The sequence below is a fragment of the Variovorax sp. WS11 genome, from assembly GCF_010499245.1.
Lineage (GTDB): Bacteria > Pseudomonadota > Gammaproteobacteria > Burkholderiales > Burkholderiaceae_C > Variovorax.
This window is the reverse complement of sequence record NZ_JAAGOW010000005.1, coordinates 339,924-361,926: the sequence shown is the minus strand read 5'-3', so window position 1 is coordinate 361,926 and position 22,003 is coordinate 339,924. Positions and strand designations below refer to the sequence as shown.

Below are 22,003 nucleotides of genomic sequence, written 5' to 3'. Positions count from 1 at the left end.
CCCACGCCGGCGGCGGCCGCCCCGCCGCCGGCTCCAAAGGAACCTGATGGACGCCCTGATCCTCGCCCGCATGCAGTTCGCGGCCAACATCACCTTCCACATCCTGTTTCCCACGATCAGCATCGCCTTGGGCTGGCTGCTGCTGTTCCTGCGCTGGCGCTGGCTGCGCACGCGCGGCGACGACCGAGTGCTGGCGCAGGGCTGGCTCGACGCTTACCGCTTCTGGACCAAGGTGTTCGCGCTGACCTTCGCGCTCGGGGTGGTCAGCGGCATCACCATGAGCTTCCAGTTCGGCACCAACTGGCCCGGCTTCATGGAGCGCGTGGGCAACGTGGCGGGGCCGCTGCTGGGCTACGAGGTGCTCACTGCCTTCTTCCTGGAGGCGGGCTTTCTCGGCGTGATGTTGTTCGGGCACGGCAAGGTGGGCGAGCGCGTTCACTTGATGTCGACCTTCATGGTGGCCTTCGGCACCACGCTCTCGGCCTTCTGGATCCTGGCGCTCAACTCGTGGATGCAGACGCCCGCGGGCCACGAGATCGTGGACGGCGAGTTCCATGTCGCGAGCTGGCTGGCGGTGGTGTTCAACCCCTCGTTCCCGTACCGCTTCGCGCACATGCTGCTGGCCTCGGCGCTGACCTGCGCCTTCCTGCTGATCGGCCTGTCGGCCTGGCAGGTGCTGCGCGGCGTGGGGCAGCGCAGCGCGGCGCGCGTGATGCGCGTGGGGCTCACGCTGGCGGCGGTGCTGGTCCCGCTGCAGATCGTGGTGGGCGACATGCACGGCCTCAACACGCTGAAGCACCAGCCCGCCAAGATCGCCGCGATGGAAGGCGTGTGGGAGACCGCGCGCGGCGTGCCGCTGCTGCTGTTCGCCATTCCCGACGCCGAGTCGCGCAGCAATCGCTTCGAGATCGCGGTGCCGAAGGGCGCGAGCCTGATCCTCACGCACGAGGCCGATGGCGAGATCCGCGGGCTCAACGACTTCGCCGGCGCGCATCCGCCGCCGCTGCCGATGTTCTTCGCCTTCCGCATCATGGTCGGCATGGGCATGCTGATGCTGGCCACGAGCTGGCTCGGCTGGTGGCTGTATCGGCGCGCGCGGTGGCAGCCGGCGCGGCTGCCGCGCGCGCTGCTGTGGCTGTTCGCGGGCATGACCTTCTCGGGCTGGGTGGCCACGGTGGCGGGCTGGTACGTCACCGAGATCGGGCGCCAGCCCTACATCGTCTACGGCCTGGTGCGCACCGCGGACGTGGTGTCGAAGGTGCCGTCCGCGATGATCGGGCTCACGCTGGCGCTCTATGTCGCGCTGTACCTGGCGCTTATCGTGGCCTATGTCGCGGTGCTCAAGTACATGGCGGAGAAGCCCGAGGAGGTGCTGGCGGGCGAGGCCGCCGAGCGGGCCGCGACGCCCCCCGGCGCGATCACTGCGATCACGAACATCACTTCACCTGTGACCGAAGGAGGCCCAGCATGACCGCCATGAGCTTCGACGCCGCGCTGCCGGTGATCTTCATGGTGCTGATGGGCGTGTCGATGCTGGTCTACGTGATCAGCGACGGCTACGACCTCGGCGTGGGCATGCTCATGCACCGCGCCACCGACGCCGAGAAGGACGTGATGGTCGCCTCCATCGGCCCGTTCTGGGACGCCAACGAGACCTGGCTGGTGCTGGGCGTGGGCATCCTGCTGGTGGCCTTCCCCAAGGCGCACGGCCTGGTGCTCGGCGAGCTCTACCTGCCGGTGGCGCTGATGCTCATCGGCCTGACGCTGCGCGGCGTGGCCTTCGACTTCCGCGTGAAAGCGCGCGACAGCCACAAGCGCACCTGGGACCGGCTCTTCTTCGCCGGCTCGACGCTGGCCTCGGTGGCGCAGGGCTGGATGCTCGGGCGCTACGTCAGCGGCTTCGGCACCGGCTGGAACTACCCATTGTTCGCTGCGGCCATCGCGGTGGCGCTGCCGATGGCCTACGTGCTGATGGGCGCGACCTGGCTCGTCATGAAGACCGAAGGCGCGCTGCAGGAGCGCGCCGTGCAATGGGCGCGCACCGCCTGGGCACCGATGGTCGGCGGCATGGTGCTGATCTCGATGGCCACGCCCTGGGTCAGCCCCGAGGTGCGCGAGCGCTGGTTCGCGCTGCCCGAGATCCTGGCGCTGGCCGCCATTCCGCTCATGACCGGCGCGGCGTTGCTCGCCGTGCGCGGCCTGCTGGACACGCGCATCGTGCGCGGGCCGGTGTGCTGGCTGCCGTTCGTGCTGCTCATCATGGTGTTCGTGCTCGGCTTCCTGGGGCTGGCCTACAGCATCTTTCCCTACGTGGTGATCGGCCAGCTCACAATCTGGCAGGCCGCGAGCAGTGCAGCGGCGCTCAAGGTGATCCTGGTGGGCGCCTGCATCTCGGTGCCGGCCATCGTGGGCTACACGGTGTTCTCCTACCGGGTCTTCCGCGGCAAGACCGGCGAACTGCGCTATGCCTGAGGGGACATGGGCCTGGGATGCACCCTCCGCGATCCGCACCACCGGGCTGCCCCCGATGCGGCCCATGCGGCCTTTGTGCAATAACGGGTTCATGACTTCAAGGGAGCCGGCCCGGCGCTTCGATTTGCCTTCTGAGACACCAAGACGCTGGCGCGGCCTGCCGCGCTGGTGCGGCGCGCTGGCGCTGGTGGTCCTGGCCGCCGTCGCCGGCCATCAGCTCGCCATGCAGAACGGCCTGGCGCGGTTGCGCGAGGCGGCCGACCACCGCCTCGACATGCTCGCGACCGGGCTCGATGCCGACCTGGCCCGTTTCGAGTACCTGCCCGCGCTGCTGGAGATGACGCCCGTCGTCCCCGCGCTGCTCGGCGCGCCGTCGGATGCGGGCCTGCGCGACGCGGTCAACCGCTATCTCGACGGCGTCAATGCCACCGCGGGCGCGGAGATGCTCTATGTGCTCGACGCCGCCGGTACCTCGCTGGCCGCCTCCGACTGGAACCGGCCGGGCACCACCGTCGGCCAGGACCTGTCGTTCCGGCCCTACGTGATCGATGCGCTGCGGCAGGGCAGGGGCCGCTTCTACGGCGTCGGCATCACCAGCCGCAAGCCCGGCTACTACCTTTCGTATGCCCTGCGCCGCGACCAGCCGGCGCGCGGCGTGGTGGCGGTCAAGGTCAATCTCGAGGAGTCCGAGCGCGCCTGGCGCCTGCTGCCGGGCCACGTGATGTTGATCGATCAGCGCGGCGTGGTGATCCTGGCCACCCGCGACGACCTGAAGTTCCGGCCGCTGCGGCCGCTGGAGTCCTTGCAGCGCGCCGAGGTGCAGCGCTCGCGCCCCTACGGCGAGGCCGGCCTGGAGCCGCTGCAGTGGACGCAGAAGGAGGCGCTGGCGCGCGACGTGCAGATCGTCGCGCTCGACGGCGTGGACCAGCTCGCCTCGAGGCGCGCGCTGCGCGGCGCGCCCTGGCAGCTGGTGGTGCTCGACGACCTGGCGCCGGTGCGCGTGGGTGCGCGTTATGCGGCCGTCACGGCGAGCCTGGCCATGGCGGTGCTGCTGCTGATCGCCGTCACGCTGTGGCAGCGCCGCCGCGCCGTGCGCCAGAAGCTCGCCAACCAGGCCGCGCTGCAGGCGGCGCACGACAGCCTCGAATCGACCGTGGTCGCGCGCACCGCGCAGCTGCGCGCGGCCCAGGGCGAGCTGGTGCATGCCGGCAAGATGGCCGCGCTGGGCCAGATGTCGGCCGGCGTGGTGCACGAGCTGAATCAGCCGCTCACGGCGATGCGCACGCTCTCGGAGAGTGCCGCCATCCTGCTCGACAAGAGCCGCTTCGACGACGTGCGCGGCAACCTGCAGCGCATCCGCGGCATGGTCGACCGCCTGGCGCGCCTGACCTCGCAGCTCAAGAACTTTGCGCACAAGGGCGAGCTGCAACGCGCGCCGGTGGCGCTGGCGCAGGCCGTGGCCGATGCGCAGCTCATCGTCGCCGAGGCCTCGAAGAAGAACGGCGTCGCCATCGAGCTCGATGTGCAGCCCGCCACGCTGAGCGTGATGGCCGAGGAAGCCGCGCTGGGCAGCGTGCTGGTCAACCTGATGCGCAACGCCATCGACGCGATGCAGGCTTCGCCCCGGCGCACACTGCGGCTGGAGGCAAGGCCGCAGGAGGGCCGCGTGATGCTGCGCGTGAGCGACAGCGGGCCGGGCATTGCGCCGGACATCCTGCCGCGCCTGTTCGAGCCCTTCGTCACCAGCAAGCCGGCGGGCACCGGGCTGGGCCTGGGCCTCGTGATCTCGGCACAATTGGTGCGGGCCATGGACGGCACGCTGCGTGCGGCCAACCTGCCGGAGGGCGGCGCCTGCTTCGTCGTCGACCTGCCGGTCGCTATCCACAACGTTGCCAGCCCCCAGCTGGAAGGAGTGATCAACAAGTGAGCGAAGCCCCTGCCATCCGCGTGCTGCTGGTCGAGGACGACGAGGACGTCCGGCTCAGCACGACCCAGATGCTGACCCTGGCCGGCTTCGAGGTCGAAGCCTTCGCGAGCGCGGAGCGCGCGCGTGCGCAGATCAGCTTCGGCGTGCCGGCCATCGTGGTCAGCGACGTTCGCCTGCCGGGCCTGAGCGGCACCGAATGGCTGCTCGAGCTGCGCAACGCCGACGCCGAGCTGCCCGTCATCCTGGTCACCGGCCACGGCCACATCGCCATGGCGGTGCAGGCCATGCGCGAGGGTGCCTACGACTTCATCGAGAAGCCTTTCAGCTCCGAGCGGCTGGTGGCGATCGTGCGCCACGCCATCGAGCGCCGGCAGCTCACGCTGCAGGTGCGCGCGCTGCGCGACGCGCTGGAGAACTGGCACGGCATCCAGGCGGTGCTGATCGGCCGCTCGGCGCAGATGCAGCAGGTGCGCCGCACCGTGATGACGCTGGCCGAGACCTCGGCCGATGTGCTGATCTACGGCGAGACGGGGACTGGTAAGGAGCTCGTCGCCCGCTGCCTGCACGAGCACAGCGAACGCCGCCGCCAGCATTTCGTGCCGCTCAACTGCGGCGGCCTGCCGGAGGCGCTGGCCGAGAGCGAGTTGTTCGGCCACGAGGCCGGCGCCTTCACCAGCGCCAACCGCGTGCGGGTGGGCAAGTTCGAATACGCCCATGGCGGCACGCTCTTTCTCGACGAGATCGAGAGCATGCCGCTGGCGGTGCAGATCAAGCTGCTGCGTGCCCTGCAGGAGCGCTCGATCGAGCGCATCGGCTCCAACCGGGCCATCCCCTTCGACTGCCGCGTGGTGGCTGCGAGCAAGGAAGACCTCAAGGACATGAGCGACCGGCAGAAGTTCAGGGCCGACCTGTACTACCGCCTCGGCGTTGCCTTCATCGAGCTGCCGCCGCTGCGCGAGCGGCGCGAGGACATCCCGCTGCTGTTCGAGCATTTCTCGCTGCTGGCGGCCGCACGCTACGGGCGCGTCGCGCCGATCCTGAGCGGCGCGCAGGTCGCCGACCTGATGGCCTACGCCTGGCCCGGCAACGTGCGCGAGCTGCGCAACGTGGCCGACCGCTTCGTGCTGGGTCTGCTGGGCGAGCGCCTGACGCTGGCGCGCGGCAGCGCCGAGGGCGAGCCCGCGTTGCCGCGCGGGCTGCCGCAGCAGGTGGAGTCCTTCGAGCGGGCGGTGATCGTCGAGGCCTTGCGCAAGCACCAGGGGGACCAGCCGGCCACCGCCAGCGCGCTGGCGATCGCGCGGCAGACGCTGCACGACAAGCTGCGCAAGCTGGGCATCACGGCGGAAGAATTCAAGTCCCAGTGAGAGGCGTGGGCCCGGTCATGCCGACACGATGCGCATCGGCAGCTTGTCGAGCGTGCGCATCTGGTTGATCGGGCGGTAGCTGGCGGGCGCGCTGAGCTCCATGCGGGCCACCCGGCGCGCCAGGGCGCCGATGAGCGCTTCGGACTCCTGCCGGGCCAGCATCTGGCCGATGCAGGCATGGATGCCATGGCCGAGCGCCACATGGTTGCCGGCAAGCGCGGGGCGGTCGACGTCGAAGCGATCGGGATCGGCGAACTGGCGCGGATCGCGGTTTGCGGCGCCCATGAACACGCCGACCTTGGTGTCGGCATTGAGTCGAACGCCCGACAGCTCGGTCTCGCCGCGCGTGGTGCGGTAGGTCACCTGGAACGGCGTCTCGTGCCGGATGCCTTCCTCGAACGCGGCCTTCACCTTGGCCGGCTCGCTGCGAACGCGATCCCACTGCGCCGGGTTCTTCGCCAGCTGGTGCAGCGTGAAGCCGATGCCGGCGATGGTGGAATCGGTGCCGCCGCCCACGAAGCTGCGCACCACGTTGGAGGCGATGCCCTCGTCGAGCTCGCCCGCATCCTCGGCGCGAAACAGCAGTTCGGCGATCGAGCCGGGGATCACGCCCTGGCGCGACACGCTCTCCTCGAACCAGGCCAGGTAGGGCTGCGCGGCCTGGATGGCGCGTTCGTACAGCGCATTCGCGGGGCCGCTCTGGTTGAAGCGCATCTCGCCGATGGCGAGCGTCTCGGTGCGGGGGAGCTGAACGCCCACGGCCGCCGGGAAGGCCTCGAGGACGAAGCGTTCGGCGCAGTCCTCCACGCCGTCGAACTCGCGCTGCGCCAGCAATTGGTCCACCAGGGCCTCGGCCTTGCGCTCGAAGCCTTCCTTCCACTTGCGGATCACCAGCGGCGACAAGAGCCGCGTGACCACGGTGCGGATCTTCGTGTGATCCGGCGGGTCGGCTTCCAGCAGGCGGCTGGGGATGCGAAAGTCGCCTGGCTTGCGGATGTCCTGGATGCCGATGCCGCCGGCGTTGGCGAAGCGCGCGTGATCGGACAGCACCGTCTTCGCCTCCGCATGGCGCCCCACGGCGTAGACGCCGTGCGGCTTGATCAGGGCCACCGGGCCGGCTTCGCGCAGCGCCTCGTGGAAAGAATAGGGATCGCGCAGCACCTCGATCGAATAGGGATCGATGTCCAGCACGGGCGCTTCGCGAAGGGCGACGGCTTCGGCGGCGTCGGTCATGCACAGGCTCCTTGCTTGGGGGGATGCAGGAGATTGGGGCATGGCCTGCGCCGCGCGTCAGTCCCCTCCTGCGGGGACGATCCCGGCATGGCGATGTGTCACGCGACACGGGGACAGACGCGGCCACGGCCCCTTGATTTACTTGCGCCACCGAGTTCACCCACACCAGGAGACCCCATGCGAGCTTCACTCCTTGCCTTGCTGACTGCAGCCGGCCTCGCGGCCGTCGTGCCGGCCCAAGCCCAGAAGAAATACGGCCCCGGCGCCAGCGACACCGAGATCAAGCTGGGCCAGACGGTCGCCTACAGCGGCCCCGGCTCCGCCTATTCGATGGTGGGGCGCATGTCCGTCGCCTACTTCAAGATGCTCAACGAGACCCAGGGCGGCATCAACGGCCGCAAGATCAACCTGCTGTCGGTGGACGACGCCTACAGCCCGCCCAAGACCGTGGAAGTGACGCGCAAGCTGGTCGAGTCCGACCAGGTGCTGGGCATCGTGAACTCCATGGGCACCGCCGCGCAGACCGCGGTGCAGAAGTACCTGAACGCCAAGCAGGTGCCGCAGCTGCTGTTCTACGCCTCCAGTCCCGGCCTGCATGATTCCAAGGCCACGCCCTGGACCGTGCCATTCTCCTTTGCCTACGACATCGAAGGCTCGATCTTCGGCAAGTACCTGGCCGAGGCCAAGCCGAATGCCAAGATCGGCGTGCTCTACCAGAACGACGACGTCGGCAAGTCGTACATCCGCGGCTTTCGCAAGGCGCTGGGTGAAAGACAGGCCAACATCGTCAAGGAAGTCAGCCAGGAGATGAGCGACCCCACCGTCGATTCGCAGATCCTGCAGCTGCAGGCCTCCGGTGCCGACACGCTGGTCGTGTTCGCCTCCAACAAGGCCCAGGCGCAGGCGATCAAGAAGGTGGGTGCCATCGGCTGGAAGCCTCTGTACATCGTGCCCTTCGTGTCCAGCTCCATCACCGGCGTGCTGACGCCGGCCGGCCTGGACAACTCCGTGGGCCTGGTGTCCAGCTACTGGTTCAAGACGCCCTCGGATCCGGCATGGGCCGAAGACAAGGCCATGCAGGACTACCTGGCCTTCTTCAAGAAGTACCTGCCCAACGACGATCCGGGCGACACCACTTCGGTCTACACCTACATGGGCGCCCAGCTGACGGCCCTGGCGCTGCAGCGCTGCGGCGACAACCTGACGCGCGAGAACCTGCTGAAGCAGATCCAGGGCCTGAAGGACGTCGAGCTGGGCATGCTGCTGCCCGGCATGAAGATCAACTTCCGGGCCGACGACTACTACCCGATCCGCCAGGCGCGGCTCGCCAGGTTCGACGGCAAGTCGTGGAAGCCGATGACGGAGCTGATCACCATCGAGCGTTGACACAGCGTTCGGACACTCGCCAAAGAGAAAGGCCGCGCGAGCGGCCTTTCTTGCTGGTGCTGCAGGACTCACGCCATCGCGTGCGCTTCGCGAAAGCCTTCCAGCACCGCGTCGTCCACCTCGCGCGGCGCCACGCAGTCGCCGATGCGGTGCACCGGCAGGCCGCGCGCCTTGAGCTCGTGATAGAGCGCGTCGTCGCTCGCGCGCAGCATCGACAACACCACCGTGTCGGCAGCCAGCGCTTCGTGCGGACCGGCGAGCAGGTTGCGCAAAATGACCCGGCCCGGCTCGATGCGCTCGACCGAGGTCGATGTGCGCAGCGCGATGCCGGCCTGCACCACCCGCGGCATGATCCACGGCCAGTCCAGCGTGGCCTCCAGCTTGCGGCCGAGCATGGCGTCGGCGCTGACGACCGTCACCTCCCGGCCCGACGCTGCAAGCAAGCGTGCCAGCCCCAACGGCAGGTAGTCGCCGTTGTCGTCGACGATCAGCACGCGCCGGCCGCACGCGTCGAGCGTGTCGAGCGCGGCGAGTGCATCCATCACATCCGCCGACTCCGCGCCCGGAATGGCATCGCGGTCGGTTCGAAACATCGAGAACCCGCTGCGCTGCCAGCGCGCGCCCGTCGCCACGATCACTTCGTCGGCGCCCGCGGCGGCCACCGCATCGGCGGTGGCGTGCCGGTTCATGACCAGCGCCACACCTCGGCGACGCACCGATGCCTCCAGGTCGTCGACCAGGAAGGTCCACGATCCGTAGTCCGGCAGCAGGCCCGCCCTGCGGATCTGGCCACCGAGCCGGCCACTGCCTTCCCACAGGGTCACCTGGTGACCGCGAGAAGCAGCGGTATCCGCGAACTTGAGTCCGGCGGGGCCGCCGCCGATCACCAGCACCTTCTTCGGCGCGGCCGCGGGCCTGACGAGCGCAACGCCGAACTGCAGCTCGCGTCCGGCCGCCGGGTTCACCGTACAGCTCACGTTCTGGCCCAGCCTGCGCCAGCAACCCTGATTGGCGCCGACGCAGCGCCGCGTTTGATCGGCGCGGCCTTCGAATGCCTTGTTCACGATCTCCGGATCGGCAATGTGCGCCCGCACCAGGCCGACCAGGTCGGACTGCCCGAGCTGCACGATCTCGGCCGCCTTCTCGAGCGTGCGCACCGATCCCTGGATCAAGAGCGGGATGCGCCCGCCGAGGACTTTGCGCACCCGCGCCGCATTGGCCGCCAGCGGCGCCGTCTCGCCGCTGGATTGCGGCGGCACCAGCTTGTGGTTCTGGTGGTAGTCGGTGTGCGACAGGCATACGTAGTCGAACAGCCGGGCCTCCTCGAGGAAGCGGAGCACGCGGAGGGTCTCGTCCGGCGTGGTGCCGGCGTCGCCGAGGTATTCGTCCAGACTCAGCTTGATGCCGATCACGAAATCGCTGCCGCAGCGCCGGCGCACCGCCTTGCCGATCTCCAGCGCCAGGCGGGCGCGCCGTTCGGTGTCGCCGCCCCAGGCATCGCTGCGCCTGTTCCAGTAGGGCGACAGGAAGTTGCTGAGCAGGTAGCCGTGCGAGCCGTGGATCTCGACCCCGTCGCCGCCGCCCGCCTGGACATTGGCCGCGGTGGCTGCGAAGCCCTCGATCACCTCGCGGATGTCTTCTTCCTCCATCGGCTTCGGGCTGGCCCGGTGCACCGGCGAAGGGATCTGCGAAGGCGCCATCACGGCACCCCACCAGCCGATCTCGTCGGTGCGCCGCGTGCCGCTGGCACCCATGTGCGTGATCTGCACGAACACGGGCACGCCTTGTTGCCTGCTGGGCGCCACGAACTGGCGGACCGCATCGGCCCACGCCGGTTCCCAGGGCGAGACGCCGGCGCGGGCGCTGGCCGGATGCACGTGGAAGCCGTGCGTCACGATCAGCCCCACGCCACCCCGTGCCCGCTCGGCCAGGTAGGCGCCGTACGCCGCCGGCGGCAGGCTCACCTGGTGCGCGGGCAGGTAGATCCGGTTGCGGCTGTGAACCTGTCCGATGCGTATGGGCTCCCTGAGCACGTCGAGCGACTGCATGCGCGCGTTCGCCTCAGGAGAAGCACATGCCGCCATTGACGTCCAGCACGGCGCCGGTCGTGAAGCTGGCGCCGCGCGAGGCCAGGAAGGCGGCCGGCCAGCCGATCTCTTCCGGCTGTCCGAGCCGCTTCATCGGGTACTGGTCCACCGTGAAAGGCTGGTTGGCCGACACCAGCAACGGCGTGAGGATCGGTCCGGGCGCAACGCCGTTGACGACCACGCCCGACGCCGCCGCCTGCCGCGCGAAATAGCGCACCAGCGCCGAGAGTCCGCCCTTGGATGCCGCATAGGCCGGCTCGACCGCCAGCGTCGAGCCGGCATTGCGCGCCGCCATCGAACTGGTGAGCACGATGCGGCCGCTGCCGCGCTTCATCATCGCCGGCAGCACGGCGCGCACGAGGTTGGTGGGACCCTTCACGTTCACGGCCATGGTGCGCTCGAAGAGTTGCTCCCATTCATCGCCGCCTTCCAGCCAGTCGCCCTTGACGTAGTAGCCGCTAGTGTCGATCAGCGCATCGAGCGGGCCGATGTCCTGCACCAGCGCCGTGACGTCGTCGCGCTTCGTGTTGTCCAGCGGCGCCGCGCGCGCCTTCAGTTCTTCGGCCAGCTCGGCCGGTGCTTTCAGGTCGGCCAGGAACAGCTCGGCACCCAGCGCCGCGCAGACGCGCGCGGTCGCGCCGCCGATGGCGCCGCCGGCGCCGGTGATGAGAATGCGCTCGCCGCGCAGGTCGAACAGGTTGTTCATCGGTGAGTCTTTCGATGGAGGGAAGAGGGATCGATCACGCCATCGCCGCAAGCGGTTGGCGCTCGGCCAGCGTCTGCCGCTGGGCCATGTGGCGTGCCGCGATGTAGCCGAAGGTCATCGCCGGGCCGATGCTGCTGCCGCCGCCGGGATAGCGGCCGCGCATCATCGAGTTCATGTCGAGGCCGGCGGCGTAGAGGCCCGGGATGGGCTGCCGCTGCCCGTTCAGCACCTGCGCGCGGCCGTTGGTGTCCAGTCCGCCCACGGTGCTCAGGTCGCCCGGGTAGAGCACGACCGCGTAGTAGGGGCCGGGGCCCACCGGGGCCACCGATGGATTGGGCTGGTGCGTCTGGTCGCCGCGAAAGCGCGAGTGGGCATCGGCGCCCTTGCCGAACTCGGGGTCTTCGCCGCGCCGTGCCGCTTCGTCGAAGCGCTGCACGGTCGCTTCGAGCTGCGCCGGATCGGCGCCGATCTTGCCGGCCAACTCTGCCAGCGTTGCGGCCTCCAGCAGATAGCCGGCATCGACGAAGGGCTGGGGATTGAAGGGATGCGGACGCGCCAGGCCGAGGCCATAGGTCTTGACGAACTCGCGGTTCGCGACCAGGTGCACCTGCGTGAAGCCGCGCTGGTGCATGGTGCCGACGAAGGTCTGGTAGGACGTGCCCTCGTTGACGAAGCGGCGTCCCTGCGGGTCCACCGCGATGCAGCCCGGCATCGCCCGGTCGATGAAGATGTGCGGGTACTTGACGACGCTGCCGTCCGGCTTGCGCAGCAGCGACACCGGCGTCCAGATGCAGTCGCCCGCGTGCGCCGGGTCGTGGACGGCGCCTGCCTTCAGGCCCAGCTGGATGCCGTCGCCGACGTTGCCTTCCGGCTGCAGCGAGTGGTGATGCTCGGCGAAGGGGATGTACTTCGCGCGCATCCTCTCGTTGGCGCCATAGCCGCCCGTGGCCAGCAGCACGCCCTTGCGCGCGCGGACCTCGATGCGATGAAATTCACGCTGCGCCACCACGCCGCGCACGGAGCCGTTCTCGACGATCAGCTCCAAGGCAGGCGTGTTCTTCCAGAGGGTCACTCCAGCCTCGATGGCCGAGTGGAACAGCCGCCCCGCGAGCGCATTGCCGTTCACCAGCCGCGTGCCGCGGCCGTGCCGCAGCTTGTCGGCGACGAAACGGCGCATCACCTTCGCCGTGTGCGTGAAGCCGGCCCAGGTCTTCAGCGCGTGCCGCATGGGGTGGATGTCGGCCCCTTCGATCTGCATGCTGCCGAACAACATCAGCTGCGGCAGCGGCATGCGCAGGTCGGCCAGGCGCGCGCCCAGCAGGCGGCCGTCGAAGGCCTGCGTCAGCAGCGAGCGGCTGCGCGCAGCGCCCGGCAATTCGCTCTCGTAGTCGGGCAGGGGGAAGGGCTTGAAGCGCACCTGTGAGTGGCGCTCCATGAACGCCAGCATGGGCGCGGCGTTGTCGAGGTAGCTGCCGACCAGGTCTTCGTCGTAGGCCTCGCCGAGCACGGCGCGCAGATAGGTCTGCGCGGCGGCCCGGCTGTCGTCCAGGCCGATCTGCTTCATGACATGGTTGCAGGGAATCCAGGGCGCCCCGCCGGAGTAGGCCGTGGTGCCGCCGAACAGGTCGGTCTTCTCCAGCACCAGCACTTCCAGACCCGACGCGCGGGCGGTGATGGCGGCCGTGAGGCCGGCGGCGCCGCTGCCGATGACCACGACATCGGTTTCGATCATTGCAATGCCTTTCGCGCCTTTCGCGCATTTCCCGGTGATGGCGGCGAATGTGGCATCGGCGGCCGCGCCCGTCTGTCCCCGTCCCAAGGGACAGGGGGGGCGCAGTACCACCGGCAGGGGACAGACGGGCTCAGGCTGCGCGCGAATACTGCCTCCATGTCATTTCCTCCATCCGATGTCCTGCTGCGCGTGAGCGATCTTTCCGTCCGCTTCGGCGGCATCGTGGCGCTCGACGGTATTTCCTTCGAGGTGCGCCGCGGCCAGATCTGCGGCGTGATCGGTCCCAACGGCGCCGGCAAGACGACGCTCTTCAACTGCCTGAGCCGCCTCTACACGCCGGCGGCCGGCAGCATCGCCTTCGACGGCGTCGACCTGCTGAGCCAGCCGCAGCACGCGATTGCCGCCGCCGGCATCGGCCGCACCTTCCAGAACGTTGCGCTGTTCCCGGCCATGACGGTGCGCGAGAACGTGATGGTCGGCCGCCACTGCCGCACCGGCACCGGCTATCTCGCCAATGCGTTCCGCCTGCCGTCCGTGCGGCGCGAGGAAGCGCAGGTGCGCGAGAGCACCGACCGCCTGCTCGCGCTGCTGCAGCTCGGCGAGGTGGCGGAGACGCCGGTCAAGCACCTGTCCTTCGGCACCCGCAAGCGCGTGGAGATGGCGCGCGCCCTGGTGGCCGACCCCAAGCTGCTGTTGCTCGACGAGCCGGCCGCCGGCCTCAACCACGAAGAGGTGGATGCCTTGCGCCAGCTGATCATGGACGTGCGCGACCGTTTCCAGGTCACGGTGCTGCTGGTGGAGCACCACCTCAACCTGGTGATGCGCGTGTCCGACCAGGTGGTGGCCATGAACTTCGGCCGCAAGATCGCCGACGGTCCGCCCGCCCAGGTGCAGGCCGACGCGGAGGTGGTGCGCGCCTATCTCGGAACGGAGACCGCCTGATGGCCGCCCTGCTCGAAGCGAAGAACGTCGAGGCCTTCTACGGCGCCACCCGCGTGCTCAAGGGCATCGGCTTCGAGGTGGCCGAAGGCGGCATCACCACCATTCTCGGCGCGAACGGCGCCGGCAAGACCAGCACCCTGCGAGCGATCAGCGCCTTGGTGCGGCGCACCGGCGAGATCCGCTTCGCCGGCCAGCGCATCGATGGGTACACGACCGAGAAGATCGCCGCGCTCGGCATCGCGCACGTGCCGGACGGCCGCGGCACCCTGGTCAACATGACCGTGGAAGAGAACCTGCGCGTCGGCGCGTACCTGCGCCGCAGCAAGCAGGAAGTGGAGGAGAGCATGGAGCGCATGTTCGGCTACTTCCCGCGCTTGCGAGAACGCCGCCAGCAGCAGGCCGGCACGCTCTCCGGCGGCGAGCAGCAGATGCTCGCGATCAGCCGGGCCCTGATGCAGCGGCCGCGGCTGCTGCTGATGGACGAGCCCTCGTTCGGCCTGGCGCCGCTCGTCATTCGCGAGATCTTCGACATCATGCGCGTGGTCAACAAGCAGGAGGGCGTGAGCATCCTGCTGGTGGAGCAGAACGTGGCGCGCGCCCTCGACCTGGCCGACCACGCCTGGCTGCTCGAGACGGGCAGCACGGTGATGTCGGGCACGGCGAAGGAGCTGCGCGACAACGAGCAGATCCGGCGTTCCTATCTCGGTTTCTGAACGAGGGCACCCACCATGTACAGCCTGCTCCAACAGCTCGCCTCCGGCCTCGCCATGGGCGGCATCTATGCCTGCCTGGGCCTGGCGCTGGTGATGATCTACCAGTCCACCCACCACATCAATTTCGCGCAGGGCGAGATGGCGATGTTCTCCACCTTCGTCGCCTTCCTGCTGCTGAAGTGGGGCCTGCCGTACTGGGCCGCCGCGCTCGGCACGCTGGCCTTCGGCTTCGTGGCCGGCTTCGCCATCGAGCGGCTGGTGCTCCGGCCGCTGGGCGACGTGCCGGAGCTGTCCGTCATCGTCGTCTTCATCGGCCTGTTCGTCGGCATCAACTCGCTGGCCGGCTGGATCTTCGGGCACCAGCTGGAACCCTTTCCCAGCCCGTTCCCGGACAAGCTGCCGGGCGGCACGAACCTGATCTCGGGTCACGAACTGGGCACGGCGCTCGTGGTCCTGCTGGTCATGGGCGTGCTCTTTGCCTTCCTGCGCTTCACCAAGCTCGGCCTGGCGATGCGCGCTTCGGCGGAGAACCCGGTGTCCTCGCGCCTGGCCGGTATCCCGGTGTCACTGATGCTCTCCATGGGCTGGGGGCTGTCCGCCCTCATCGGCGCCGTGGCCGGCCTGATGGTGGCACCGGTGGTCTTTCTCGAGCCCAACATGATGGGCGGCGTGCTGATCTACGCCTTCGCCGCAGCGCTGCTGGGCGGCATCGACAACCCCTGGGGCGCGGTGGCCGGTGGCCTCATCGTCGGCGTGATCGAGAACCTGGCCGGCACTTACGTGGTGGGCACCGAGCTGAAGCTCTCGCTCGCGCTGGTGCTGATCGTCGGCGTGCTGCTGATCCGGCCCTCGGGCATCTGGGGTCGCAAATTGGTGGCGAGGGTCTGAACATGTCGGCACTTCCTGTTTCTTCCGTGACCGCGGCGCCGATGCAGGCCAGTACCTCCGGCGGGTCATGGCGACTGCTCGCCATCGGCGCCCTGGTGCTGGCCGCCCTGGCCGTGCCATTCGGACTGTCGGACTACGCCATCTTCCTCGTCACCATGACCCTGATCACCGCCATCGGGGTCCTGGGCCTCAACATGCTGGTGGGCTACAACGGCCAGCTGTCGCTGGGCCATGGTGCGCTCTACGCACTGGGCGCCTACGTGACGGCGGTGCTGATGGAGTACGCCGGCTTCGCCTGGTGGGCCACGCTGCCGGTGTCGGCGATGGTCTGCTTTGCCTTCGGCTTCCTGTTCGGCTGGCCGGCGCTGCGGCTCAAGGGCCACTACCTCGCGCTCGCCACCTTCGCCCTGGCGCTGGCCACGCCGCAGCTGCTCAAGCACAAGGCGTTGGAGTCGTGGACCGGCGGCGTGCAGGGCATCACGCTGCTGAAGCCGGAGGCGCCCTGGGGGATCAAGCTGTCGGCCGACCAGTGGCTCTACCTGGTGGTGGTCGTCATTGCAGCCTTCCTGTTCACCTGCGCATGGAACATGCTGCGCGGACGGCTGGGCCGCGCCACCATCGCCATCCGCGAGCAGCCGATCGCGGCATCGGCGATGGGCATCAACGTGCCCTACGTGAAGGCCATGACCTTCGGCGTCAGTGCGCTCTACACCGGCGTGGCCGGCTCGCTGGGCGCGATCGCCACCGCCTTCGTCGCGCCGGACAGCTTCGGCATGTTCGTCTCGGTCTTCTTCCTCGTGGGTGCGGTGGTCGGAGGGCTCGGCACGATCTCGGGGGCGCTGGTCGGCGCTGCCTTCATCCAGTTCATTCCCAACATCGCCGACCAGATCTCCAAGTCCGCACCCTCGGCCATCTTTGCCGGCTTCCTGATCCTGTGCATGTTCCTGATGCCGCAGGGCTTTGTCGGCCTGCTGCGCGACGGCCTGGGCCGCTTGCGCCAACGCGGCCAACGTCCCCGGGGAGGGGACTGACCTTCTTGCATCACTGAACGAAAGTCACGTCATGCCACGCGTCATCTATATCCATCCGAACGGCGAGCGCGCCGACATCGAAGTTGCCAATGGCCAGAGCCTGATGCTGGCCGCCACGGCCCACGACATCAACGGCATCGTCGGCGATTGCGGCGGCGTGATGAGCTGCGCCACCTGCCATGTGATCGTGGACGACGGCTTCGCCGCGCTGCTGCCGCCCCCGGTCGATACCGAGAGCCAGATGCTGGACTACACCGCAGCGCCGCGCGAGCCCGGCAGCCGGTTGTCCTGCCAGATCGTCATGAGCGATGCGCTCGACGGCATCGCCGTGCGCATCGCGGATCCGCAACTGTGAGCACTGAACCCAACCCGGAGATCGTTCCCATGCAAGTCACCGCCCCTGAAACCACTGCGAAGCCCCAGGCCGCACTGACGCCCAACCCCGGCCTGACGCCGATGATGCTGAACCACGCGGCCTGGGTCACGCCCGACGCGGCGGCCACCACGGACTTCTACACCCGCATCATGGGGATGGAGCTGGCCAGCACGGTGTTGGACGACAGCGTGCCCTCCACCGGCGATGCCATTCCCTACTTCCACATCTTCTTCCGCATGGGCGACGGCTCCACGCTGGCCTTCTTCGAGGCTCCCGGCGTGCCGCCGCCGTCCAAGTCCAGCCACCCGGCCTACGACATCTTCAATCACATCGCGCTGGAGGCGAAGGACCGCGCGGAGGTGATGAAGTGGTACGAGTGGCTCAGCTCGCAAGGGGTCGACGTGATCGGGCCGACCGACCACAAGGGGTTGATCCTGTCGATCTACTTCCACGACCCGGCAGGCATCCGGCTGGAGATCACCACCCCGCTCGACAAGCAGTGGAACCGCCACACCGAGAAGGGCTACGCCGACCTGAAGCTGTGGGAGGACTGCAAGCGCAAGGCCAAGGCCGAAGGCCGCGACGTGCCGGAGGCGCTGCTCGAGCTGATCAAGGACGTGCGCAAGCGCTACGCTAAGAGCGAGGTCGCATGAGCCGCCGCCCGGCTGCTCCGAAGGGGGCTCGCACCGCAGCGCGCAGCGCGGAGGTTTTCCAATGACGCCAGTCGAACTGCGCGCGCTGTTCAAGATCAAGGCGGAGGTGACGGCGCCGCCGCAGCTCGTGGGTGCCGTGCCGCACGGCTTCACTCGGCGCGTGATGTGCGTCAGCGGTGGCCGCTTCGAAGGCGAGCGGCTGCGCGGCCGCGTGCTGCCCGGCGGAGCCGACGTGGTGCTGGAGCGGCCCGACGGCGGCCTGCACCTGGATGTGCGGCTGATGCTCGAGACCGACTCCGGCGGCCTGATCTACATGACCTACAGTGGGCGCCGCAACGGGCCGACGCCGGAGATCATGAAGAAGATCGTCAACCGCGAACCCATTCCCCGCGGCGTCGACTACTTCCGGGTCGCGGTGCAGTTCGAGACCGCGGCGCCGGGCCTCGAATGGCTCAACGACCGCATCGCCATCGGCACCGGCACGCGCGAGGCGGACGGCCCGGTCTACGACGTCTGGGAAGTGGCATGAAGCGCTTCGAGGGCCGCCCGGCTATCGTCACCGCCGCCGCCTCGGGCATCGGCCGCGCCATTGCGCTGCGGTTGCACGAGGAGGGCGCGCGGGTGCTGGCGGTCGACATCAGCGCCGAGGGCCTGGCTGCGCTGCCGCGGTCCGAGACACTGCGGACCTTCGTGGCCGACGTCACCGCGGATGACGCGCCGCAAGCCATCGCGGATGAATGTCTGCGCCGCTTCGACGGCATCCGTGTGCTGGTCAACAACGCGGGACTTGGCAACTGCCCGGCGTTCCACGAGACCACCGAGGCCGACTACCGCAAGTACGCCGACATCAACCAGAAGGCGACCTTCATGATCACGCGTGCCGCCTTCCCGGCGCTGATCGCGTCGCGGGGCGTCGTGCTGAACATCGCCTCCACGCTGGGACTGGTGGGCTACCGGCGGCAGGCCGTCTACTCGATGGCCAAGGCCGGCGTGATCGGTCTCACCCGCAACCTGGCCGCGGACTACGCCGACCAGGGCATCCGCGTCAATGCGATCGCGCCCGGCATCGTCGCCACGCCGCAGACCGCAGGGCGACTCGGCACCGCGCGCTTCCAGGCCACGATCGTCGGCACCACGCCGATGGGCCGGCCCGGCACGCCCGAGGAGATCGCCGGCGCTGCCGCTTTTCTCTGCAGCGACGACGCCGGCTTTGTCACCGGCCAGGTGCTGGCGGTCGACGGCGGCCAGAGCACAAGCGCCTACATCAGCGAGCCGCTGGTGCAGTGCTGGGCGAATGCCCACCCGGACGGTTGAACCTCAGGAGATTTTTCATGCGCATCGCACTCATCACCGGCGCCGCGGGCGGGCTGGGGCTGGCCAGCGCCCGCAAGCTGGCCGAGGACGGCCTGCGGGTCGCCGTGGCCGACTTGAGCGCAGCGGCGGCCGAACGTGCCGCCGCTTCCTTGCCGGGCAGCGGCCACATCGGCCTGGCCTGCAACGTGGCCGAGGAGGGCAGCGTGCGCGCGGCCTTCGACACGGTCGAGCGCAAGCTGGGGCCGGTCGAGGTGCTGGCATGCTTCGCCGGCGTCCTCAGCATCCATCCGGCGCCGGGGCGGCTGCCCACCGTGGACATCACGCTGGAAGAATGGGACGGCGTGATGCGCGTGAATGCCGCCGGCACTTTTCTCTGCGTGCGCGAGATGCTGCGCCGTTGCGCCGGGCGCACGCTCGCGCACGGCCGCATCGTCACCGTCGCCTCGGCGGCGGGCCAGATGGGCGGCCTCAACAGCGGCGCGGCCTACAGCGCATCCAAGGGCGCGGTGCTGGCCTTGTCGAAGGTCGCGGCGCGCGAGGCGGCGCCGCTGGGCATCACGGTCAACACCATCGCGCCCGGCCCGATCGACACGCCGATGCTGCACCAGACCGTGCCGGCCGGCCACGGCGACCAGAAGTTCCTCGGCACGGCGGCGGTGCCGCTGGGCCGCATCGGGCAGCCGGAGGAGATCGCCTCCGCGCTCTCCTACCTGGTGTCGCCCGGCGCCGGCTTCGTTACCGGCGCCACCATCGATGTCAACGGCGGCATGCTGATGCGCTGAACCCGGAGAAGCAACCATGAACACCACTGCAGTCTGTCCCTTCCACGCGGCCACGCAGAACTTCAAGCCCTACTACAGCCCGGAGCTGCACGCCGCCTTCGAGGTGCAGCGGCGTGACGAGCCGGTGTTCTGGTGCGAGGAAATCGGCTACTGGGTGCTCACGAAGCACAGCGACGTCTACGCGGTGCTGCATGACGGCGTGCGCTTCTCCTCCCAGAACACCACGCGGCCGGTGACGCCGATGCTGCCGGACGCCGAGGCCATCCTGCGCGAGGGCGGCTTCCTCAACCAGACCGGCAGCCACTCCAGCCTGGGCGGCGAGGTGCACAAGCGCATCCGGGCCGTCACCAGCCAGACGCTGAACCTGCGCGAGTTCGTGAAGCTCGAGTCGCATATTCGCCGGCTGGTGGCCGAGGCGATCGAGCGCATCGAGGGCAAGGACGAGATCGACCTCTTGGCCGAGGTCAACCATGAACTGCCCGCGCACGTGGTGTTCAAGCTGCTGGGCATTCCGGACGCGGATGTTCCCAGCGTCAAGAAGTGGGCCGGCGCGCGCAGCGTGATCGACTTCAGCCCGGCGACTCCAGAGCAGCAGCTGGAGGGCGCTCGCAACATGGGGGCGTTCTGGCAATACTGCGCCGCCCTGGTGGCGGACCGGCAGAAGAATCCCGGCGACGACTTCACCAGCCGGATGCTGGCGATCCGAAACGGCGACGACAGCGTGATCAGCATTCCAGAGATCATCACCCACACCTTCGGCGTTGCTTTCGCCGGCCACGAGACCACCACCAACCAACTGACCAACACCTTCCGATCGCTGCTGGAGAACCGCAGCCAGTGGGAGACACTGTGCGCCGACGCCTCGCTGGCGGCCAACACGGTGGAGGAGGGCATGCGTTATGCCGGCGCGGTGATCGGCTGGCGGCGCATCGCGCTCGAGGACGTGGAGTTCCGCGGGGTCACGATTCCCAAGGGTGCGCCGATCGTGCTGTCTTTGGCCTCTTCCAATCGCGACGAAGAGGTGTTCCCTGATCCGCATCGCTTCGACATCCGGCGTTCGAACGCGCGCAAGCAGCTGACCTTCGGCAATGGCGTTCACTTCTGCCTGGGTGCTCCGCTGGCGCGGCTGGAGATGAAGATCGTGTTCGAGGAGTTCTCGAAGCGCTTTCCGAAGATGCGGCTGGTGCAGCCGGATGCCGCGGGGCACTTGCATACCTTTGTGTTTCGGGCGGCCGACGCGCTGCGTGTGACGCTGCACTGACCGGGAACGCAGTCGCGGCAATCTCAACGCATTTGCCCGTGCAAGCAGATTGCGCTTTGCCGCCAGCCAATCGCGCATTTGTCACCGTTTTCGGCATCGGGTTCGGCACCAGCGGGGGAACACCAAAACATAGCATCGTGGTCGTGTTCCACCCTCCTGAGAGTCCACTTTTCATGTCAAAGAATCTGCTTGTCAACTTCAACTTCGACCAACTCGGCGATGCGCGCGAATACCGGCCGCCGGCCGAACGCGTCATCGAAGGCGACATCGTGTGCCGCAACTGGGACGTCGACAGCGCCAAGAACGACAAGGTGCGCGCCGGCGTTTGGGAGTCGACACCCGGCGTCAACCGCTCCATCAAGGGCGAGACCTGGGAGTTCTGCATGATCCTGTCCGGCGTGGTCGAGCTCACCGAGGACGGACAGTCCCCAGTGGTCTACAAGGCCGGGGACTGCTTCATCATGAAGCCAGGCTACACCGGTACCTGGCGCACCCTCGAGACCGTGCGCAAGGTGTGGATCATGGCCTGAGTCTGAACCCCGCTGCCGCTTCGAAAGCGTGCGCTCGCAGCCAGGCACCGAGGTGCGTGGCTGCACACGCAAAGGCAGACCCTCGGCGATGCAGCCGAGCAGGATGGTCATGGCGGCCAAGGTATCAGGCCGAGTCCCGCACCCGGGCGACCACCTCCTGCGCCAGCAGTTCCGGGCTCGCGAACACCGGCAGCCCCAGTTGGTCGGCGAGCGGTTCCGCCAGGTGCGCCAACGAGGCTTGCGCCAGCACGATGCGATCGACGCTTGGCGCCAGCTTTGCCGCAGCCTCGCACACGAGGCGATCGTGCAAGTCACGCCGGCCACTGGCCAGGGCGTCGAATGCCGCCGCGCACAGGACGCTCTCTGCAGGGATATCCCGGCCGGCACTCTGCGCGTGCACCGCCAGCAGTGCCCGGCTCGGCGCGACCGTCGACGAGGCCGTGCAGATCAGACCGACGCGGCCCGGCGTGCTTGCCACGCGGGCGTAGAGGGGGTCGTCGATCTTGAGGATCGGCACACTCACCGTCCGGCGCGCGATATCGATGGTCGGCGAGGTCGACGAGCACGTGAAAACGATCAGCTCGGCACCCGCATCGGCCGCCATCT

Annotated in this window: 21 protein-coding genes; 16 read left to right on the top strand and 5 right to left on the bottom strand. The window is 68.7% G+C overall.

Annotation, left to right across the window (positions count from 1 at the left end; translation table 11 throughout):
- Positions 1-46 precede the first annotated feature (46 nt).
- The 4 genes from GXN78_RS36215 (at position 47) to GXN78_RS36200 (ending at position 5,763) form a co-directional block, all read left to right on the top strand.
- Entirely contained in the window at positions 47-1,471 is a 1,425-nt protein-coding gene (locus GXN78_RS36215) for a cytochrome ubiquinol oxidase subunit I (protein WP_106559889.1), read from the top strand.
- A gap of 5 nt (positions 1,472-1,476) precedes the next feature.
- Entirely contained in the window at positions 1,477-2,472 is a 996-nt protein-coding gene (locus GXN78_RS36210) for a cytochrome d ubiquinol oxidase subunit II (protein ID WP_164256412.1), read from the top strand.
- Between the two features lie 124 nt (positions 2,473-2,596).
- Positions 2,597-4,399, top strand: a complete 1,803-nt coding sequence (locus GXN78_RS36205) for an ATP-binding protein (protein WP_239143121.1) — start codon at positions 2,597-2,599, stop codon at positions 4,397-4,399.
- A complete protein-coding gene (locus tag GXN78_RS36200; RefSeq protein WP_106559886.1) occupies positions 4,396-5,763 on the top strand; it encodes a sigma-54 dependent transcriptional regulator in 1,368 nt (455 codons plus the stop codon). Before GXN78_RS36205 ends, GXN78_RS36200 begins: the two co-directional genes overlap by 4 nt.
- A gap of 15 nt (positions 5,764-5,778) precedes the next feature.
- Here GXN78_RS36200 and GXN78_RS36195 read toward each other — a convergent pair whose 3' ends face one another.
- Entirely contained in the window at positions 5,779-6,996 is a 1,218-nt protein-coding gene (locus GXN78_RS36195) for a cytochrome P450 (protein ID WP_164256259.1), read from the bottom strand.
- Positions 6,997-7,173: 177 nt separating this feature from the next.
- Here GXN78_RS36195 and GXN78_RS36190 point away from each other — a divergent pair, with 177 nt between their 5' ends.
- Positions 7,174-8,382 (top strand): ABC transporter substrate-binding protein, encoded by a 1,209-nt coding sequence (locus tag GXN78_RS36190; protein WP_106559884.1) that lies wholly within the window; start codon positions 7,174-7,176, stop codon positions 8,380-8,382.
- A 68-nt stretch (positions 8,383-8,450) separates the two neighbouring features.
- On the opposite strand, the gene GXN78_RS36185 is transcribed toward GXN78_RS36190, so the two are convergent.
- From GXN78_RS36185 to GXN78_RS36175, 3 genes are read right to left on the bottom strand one after another with little or no spacing between them, the layout of a single operon-like run.
- Positions 8,451-10,430, bottom strand: coding sequence for an FAD-dependent oxidoreductase (locus tag GXN78_RS36185; RefSeq protein ID WP_164256257.1), 1,980 nt, complete (start codon positions 10,428-10,430; stop codon positions 8,451-8,453).
- Between the two features lie 13 nt (positions 10,431-10,443).
- Positions 10,444-11,175, bottom strand: a complete 732-nt coding sequence (locus GXN78_RS36180) for an SDR family oxidoreductase (RefSeq protein ID WP_106559882.1) — start codon at positions 11,173-11,175, stop codon at positions 10,444-10,446.
- A gap of 34 nt (positions 11,176-11,209) precedes the next feature.
- A complete protein-coding gene (locus GXN78_RS36175; RefSeq protein WP_106559881.1) occupies positions 11,210-12,907 on the bottom strand; it encodes an FAD-dependent oxidoreductase in 1,698 nt (565 codons plus the stop codon).
- A gap of 156 nt (positions 12,908-13,063) precedes the next feature.
- On the opposite strand from GXN78_RS36175, the gene GXN78_RS36170 reads away from it, so the two are divergent.
- From GXN78_RS36170 to GXN78_RS36120, 11 genes are all read left to right on the top strand, one after another.
- On the top strand, positions 13,064-13,849 hold the full coding sequence (locus tag GXN78_RS36170; protein WP_106559880.1) for an ABC transporter ATP-binding protein: 786 nt from the start codon (positions 13,064-13,066) through the stop codon (positions 13,847-13,849).
- On the top strand, positions 13,849-14,562 hold the full coding sequence (locus tag GXN78_RS36165; RefSeq protein WP_106559879.1) for an ABC transporter ATP-binding protein: 714 nt from the start codon (positions 13,849-13,851) through the stop codon (positions 14,560-14,562). Before GXN78_RS36170 ends, GXN78_RS36165 begins: the two co-directional genes overlap by 1 nt.
- A gap of 15 nt (positions 14,563-14,577) precedes the next feature.
- A complete protein-coding gene (locus tag GXN78_RS36160) occupies positions 14,578-15,450 on the top strand; it encodes a branched-chain amino acid ABC transporter permease (RefSeq protein WP_106559878.1) in 873 nt (290 codons plus the stop codon).
- Between the two features lie 2 nt (positions 15,451-15,452).
- Positions 15,453-16,481 (top strand): branched-chain amino acid ABC transporter permease, encoded by a 1,029-nt coding sequence (locus GXN78_RS36155; protein WP_106559877.1) that lies wholly within the window; start codon positions 15,453-15,455, stop codon positions 16,479-16,481.
- Between the two features lie 31 nt (positions 16,482-16,512).
- Entirely contained in the window at positions 16,513-16,836 is a 324-nt protein-coding gene (locus GXN78_RS36150; protein WP_106559876.1) for a 2Fe-2S iron-sulfur cluster-binding protein, read from the top strand.
- Between the two features lie 29 nt (positions 16,837-16,865).
- Positions 16,866-17,510: a VOC family protein gene (locus GXN78_RS36145; protein ID WP_239143120.1), complete on the top strand. Its 645-nt coding sequence runs from the start codon at positions 16,866-16,868 to the stop codon at positions 17,508-17,510.
- A 61-nt stretch (positions 17,511-17,571) separates the two neighbouring features.
- Positions 17,572-18,039 carry a DUF3237 domain-containing protein gene (locus tag GXN78_RS36140; protein WP_106559875.1) on the top strand — a complete coding sequence of 156 codons (468 nt, stop codon included), beginning with the start codon at positions 17,572-17,574 and terminating at the stop codon, positions 18,037-18,039.
- Positions 18,036-18,824 (top strand): SDR family oxidoreductase, encoded by a 789-nt coding sequence (locus GXN78_RS36135; RefSeq protein ID WP_106559874.1) that lies wholly within the window; start codon positions 18,036-18,038, stop codon positions 18,822-18,824. The genes GXN78_RS36140 and GXN78_RS36135 overlap by 4 nt, the downstream gene beginning before the upstream one ends.
- A gap of 17 nt (positions 18,825-18,841) precedes the next feature.
- The gene (locus GXN78_RS36130; RefSeq protein ID WP_106559873.1) at positions 18,842-19,606 is read left to right on the top strand and encodes an SDR family NAD(P)-dependent oxidoreductase; all 765 of its coding nucleotides are present in this window, start codon (positions 18,842-18,844) and stop codon (positions 19,604-19,606) included.
- A 16-nt stretch (positions 19,607-19,622) separates the two neighbouring features.
- Positions 19,623-20,867, top strand: a complete 1,245-nt coding sequence (locus GXN78_RS36125) for a cytochrome P450 (protein WP_106559872.1) — start codon at positions 19,623-19,625, stop codon at positions 20,865-20,867.
- A 173-nt stretch (positions 20,868-21,040) separates the two neighbouring features.
- Complete coding sequence (locus tag GXN78_RS36120) at positions 21,041-21,397, top strand: cupin domain-containing protein (RefSeq protein WP_106559871.1); 357 nt, start codon at positions 21,041-21,043, stop codon at positions 21,395-21,397.
- A 124-nt stretch (positions 21,398-21,521) separates the two neighbouring features.
- Here GXN78_RS36120 and GXN78_RS36115 read toward each other — a convergent pair whose 3' ends face one another.
- A complete protein-coding gene (locus tag GXN78_RS36115) occupies positions 21,522-22,001 on the bottom strand; it encodes an aspartate/glutamate racemase family protein (protein ID WP_219910109.1) in 480 nt (159 codons plus the stop codon).
- Positions 22,002-22,003: the final 2 nt, after the last annotated feature.

Excerpts from the sequence above, each read along its gene's own strand:
- GXN78_RS36215 (WP_106559889.1), top strand. The coding sequence starts at position 47 with ATGGACGCCCTGATCCTCGCCCGCATGCAGTTCGCGGCCAACATCACC.
- GXN78_RS36210 (WP_164256412.1), top strand. The coding sequence starts at position 1,477 with ATGAGCTTCGACGCCGCGCTGCCGGTGATCTTCATGGTGCTGATGGGC.
- GXN78_RS36195 (WP_164256259.1), bottom strand. The coding sequence starts at position 6,996 with ATGACCGACGCCGCCGAAGCCGTCGCCCTTCGCGAAGCGCCCGTGCTG.
- GXN78_RS36190 (WP_106559884.1), top strand. The coding sequence starts at position 7,174 with ATGCGAGCTTCACTCCTTGCCTTGCTGACTGCAGCCGGCCTCGCGGCC.
- GXN78_RS36185 (WP_164256257.1), bottom strand. The coding sequence starts at position 10,430 with ATGCAGTCGCTCGACGTGCTCAGGGAGCCCATACGCATCGGACAGGTT.
- GXN78_RS36180 (WP_106559882.1), bottom strand. The coding sequence starts at position 11,175 with ATGAACAACCTGTTCGACCTGCGCGGCGAGCGCATTCTCATCACCGGC.
- GXN78_RS36175 (WP_106559881.1), bottom strand. The coding sequence starts at position 12,907 with ATGATCGAAACCGATGTCGTGGTCATCGGCAGCGGCGCCGCCGGCCTC.
- GXN78_RS36170 (WP_106559880.1), top strand. The coding sequence starts at position 13,064 with ATGTCATTTCCTCCATCCGATGTCCTGCTGCGCGTGAGCGATCTTTCC.
- GXN78_RS36165 (WP_106559879.1), top strand. The coding sequence starts at position 13,849 with ATGGCCGCCCTGCTCGAAGCGAAGAACGTCGAGGCCTTCTACGGCGCC.
- GXN78_RS36160 (WP_106559878.1), top strand. The coding sequence starts at position 14,578 with ATGTACAGCCTGCTCCAACAGCTCGCCTCCGGCCTCGCCATGGGCGGC.
- GXN78_RS36155 (WP_106559877.1), top strand. The coding sequence starts at position 15,453 with ATGTCGGCACTTCCTGTTTCTTCCGTGACCGCGGCGCCGATGCAGGCC.
- GXN78_RS36150 (WP_106559876.1), top strand. The coding sequence starts at position 16,513 with ATGCCACGCGTCATCTATATCCATCCGAACGGCGAGCGCGCCGACATC.
- GXN78_RS36145 (WP_239143120.1), top strand. The coding sequence starts at position 16,866 with ATGCAAGTCACCGCCCCTGAAACCACTGCGAAGCCCCAGGCCGCACTG.
- GXN78_RS36140 (WP_106559875.1), top strand. The coding sequence starts at position 17,572 with ATGACGCCAGTCGAACTGCGCGCGCTGTTCAAGATCAAGGCGGAGGTG.
- GXN78_RS36135 (WP_106559874.1), top strand. The coding sequence starts at position 18,036 with ATGAAGCGCTTCGAGGGCCGCCCGGCTATCGTCACCGCCGCCGCCTCG.
- GXN78_RS36130 (WP_106559873.1), top strand. The coding sequence starts at position 18,842 with ATGCGCATCGCACTCATCACCGGCGCCGCGGGCGGGCTGGGGCTGGCC.
- GXN78_RS36125 (WP_106559872.1), top strand. The coding sequence starts at position 19,623 with ATGAACACCACTGCAGTCTGTCCCTTCCACGCGGCCACGCAGAACTTC.
- GXN78_RS36120 (WP_106559871.1), top strand. The coding sequence starts at position 21,041 with ATGTCAAAGAATCTGCTTGTCAACTTCAACTTCGACCAACTCGGCGAT.
- GXN78_RS36115 (WP_219910109.1), bottom strand. The coding sequence starts at position 22,001 with ATGGCGGCCGATGCGGGTGCCGAGCTGATCGTTTTCACGTGCTCGTCG.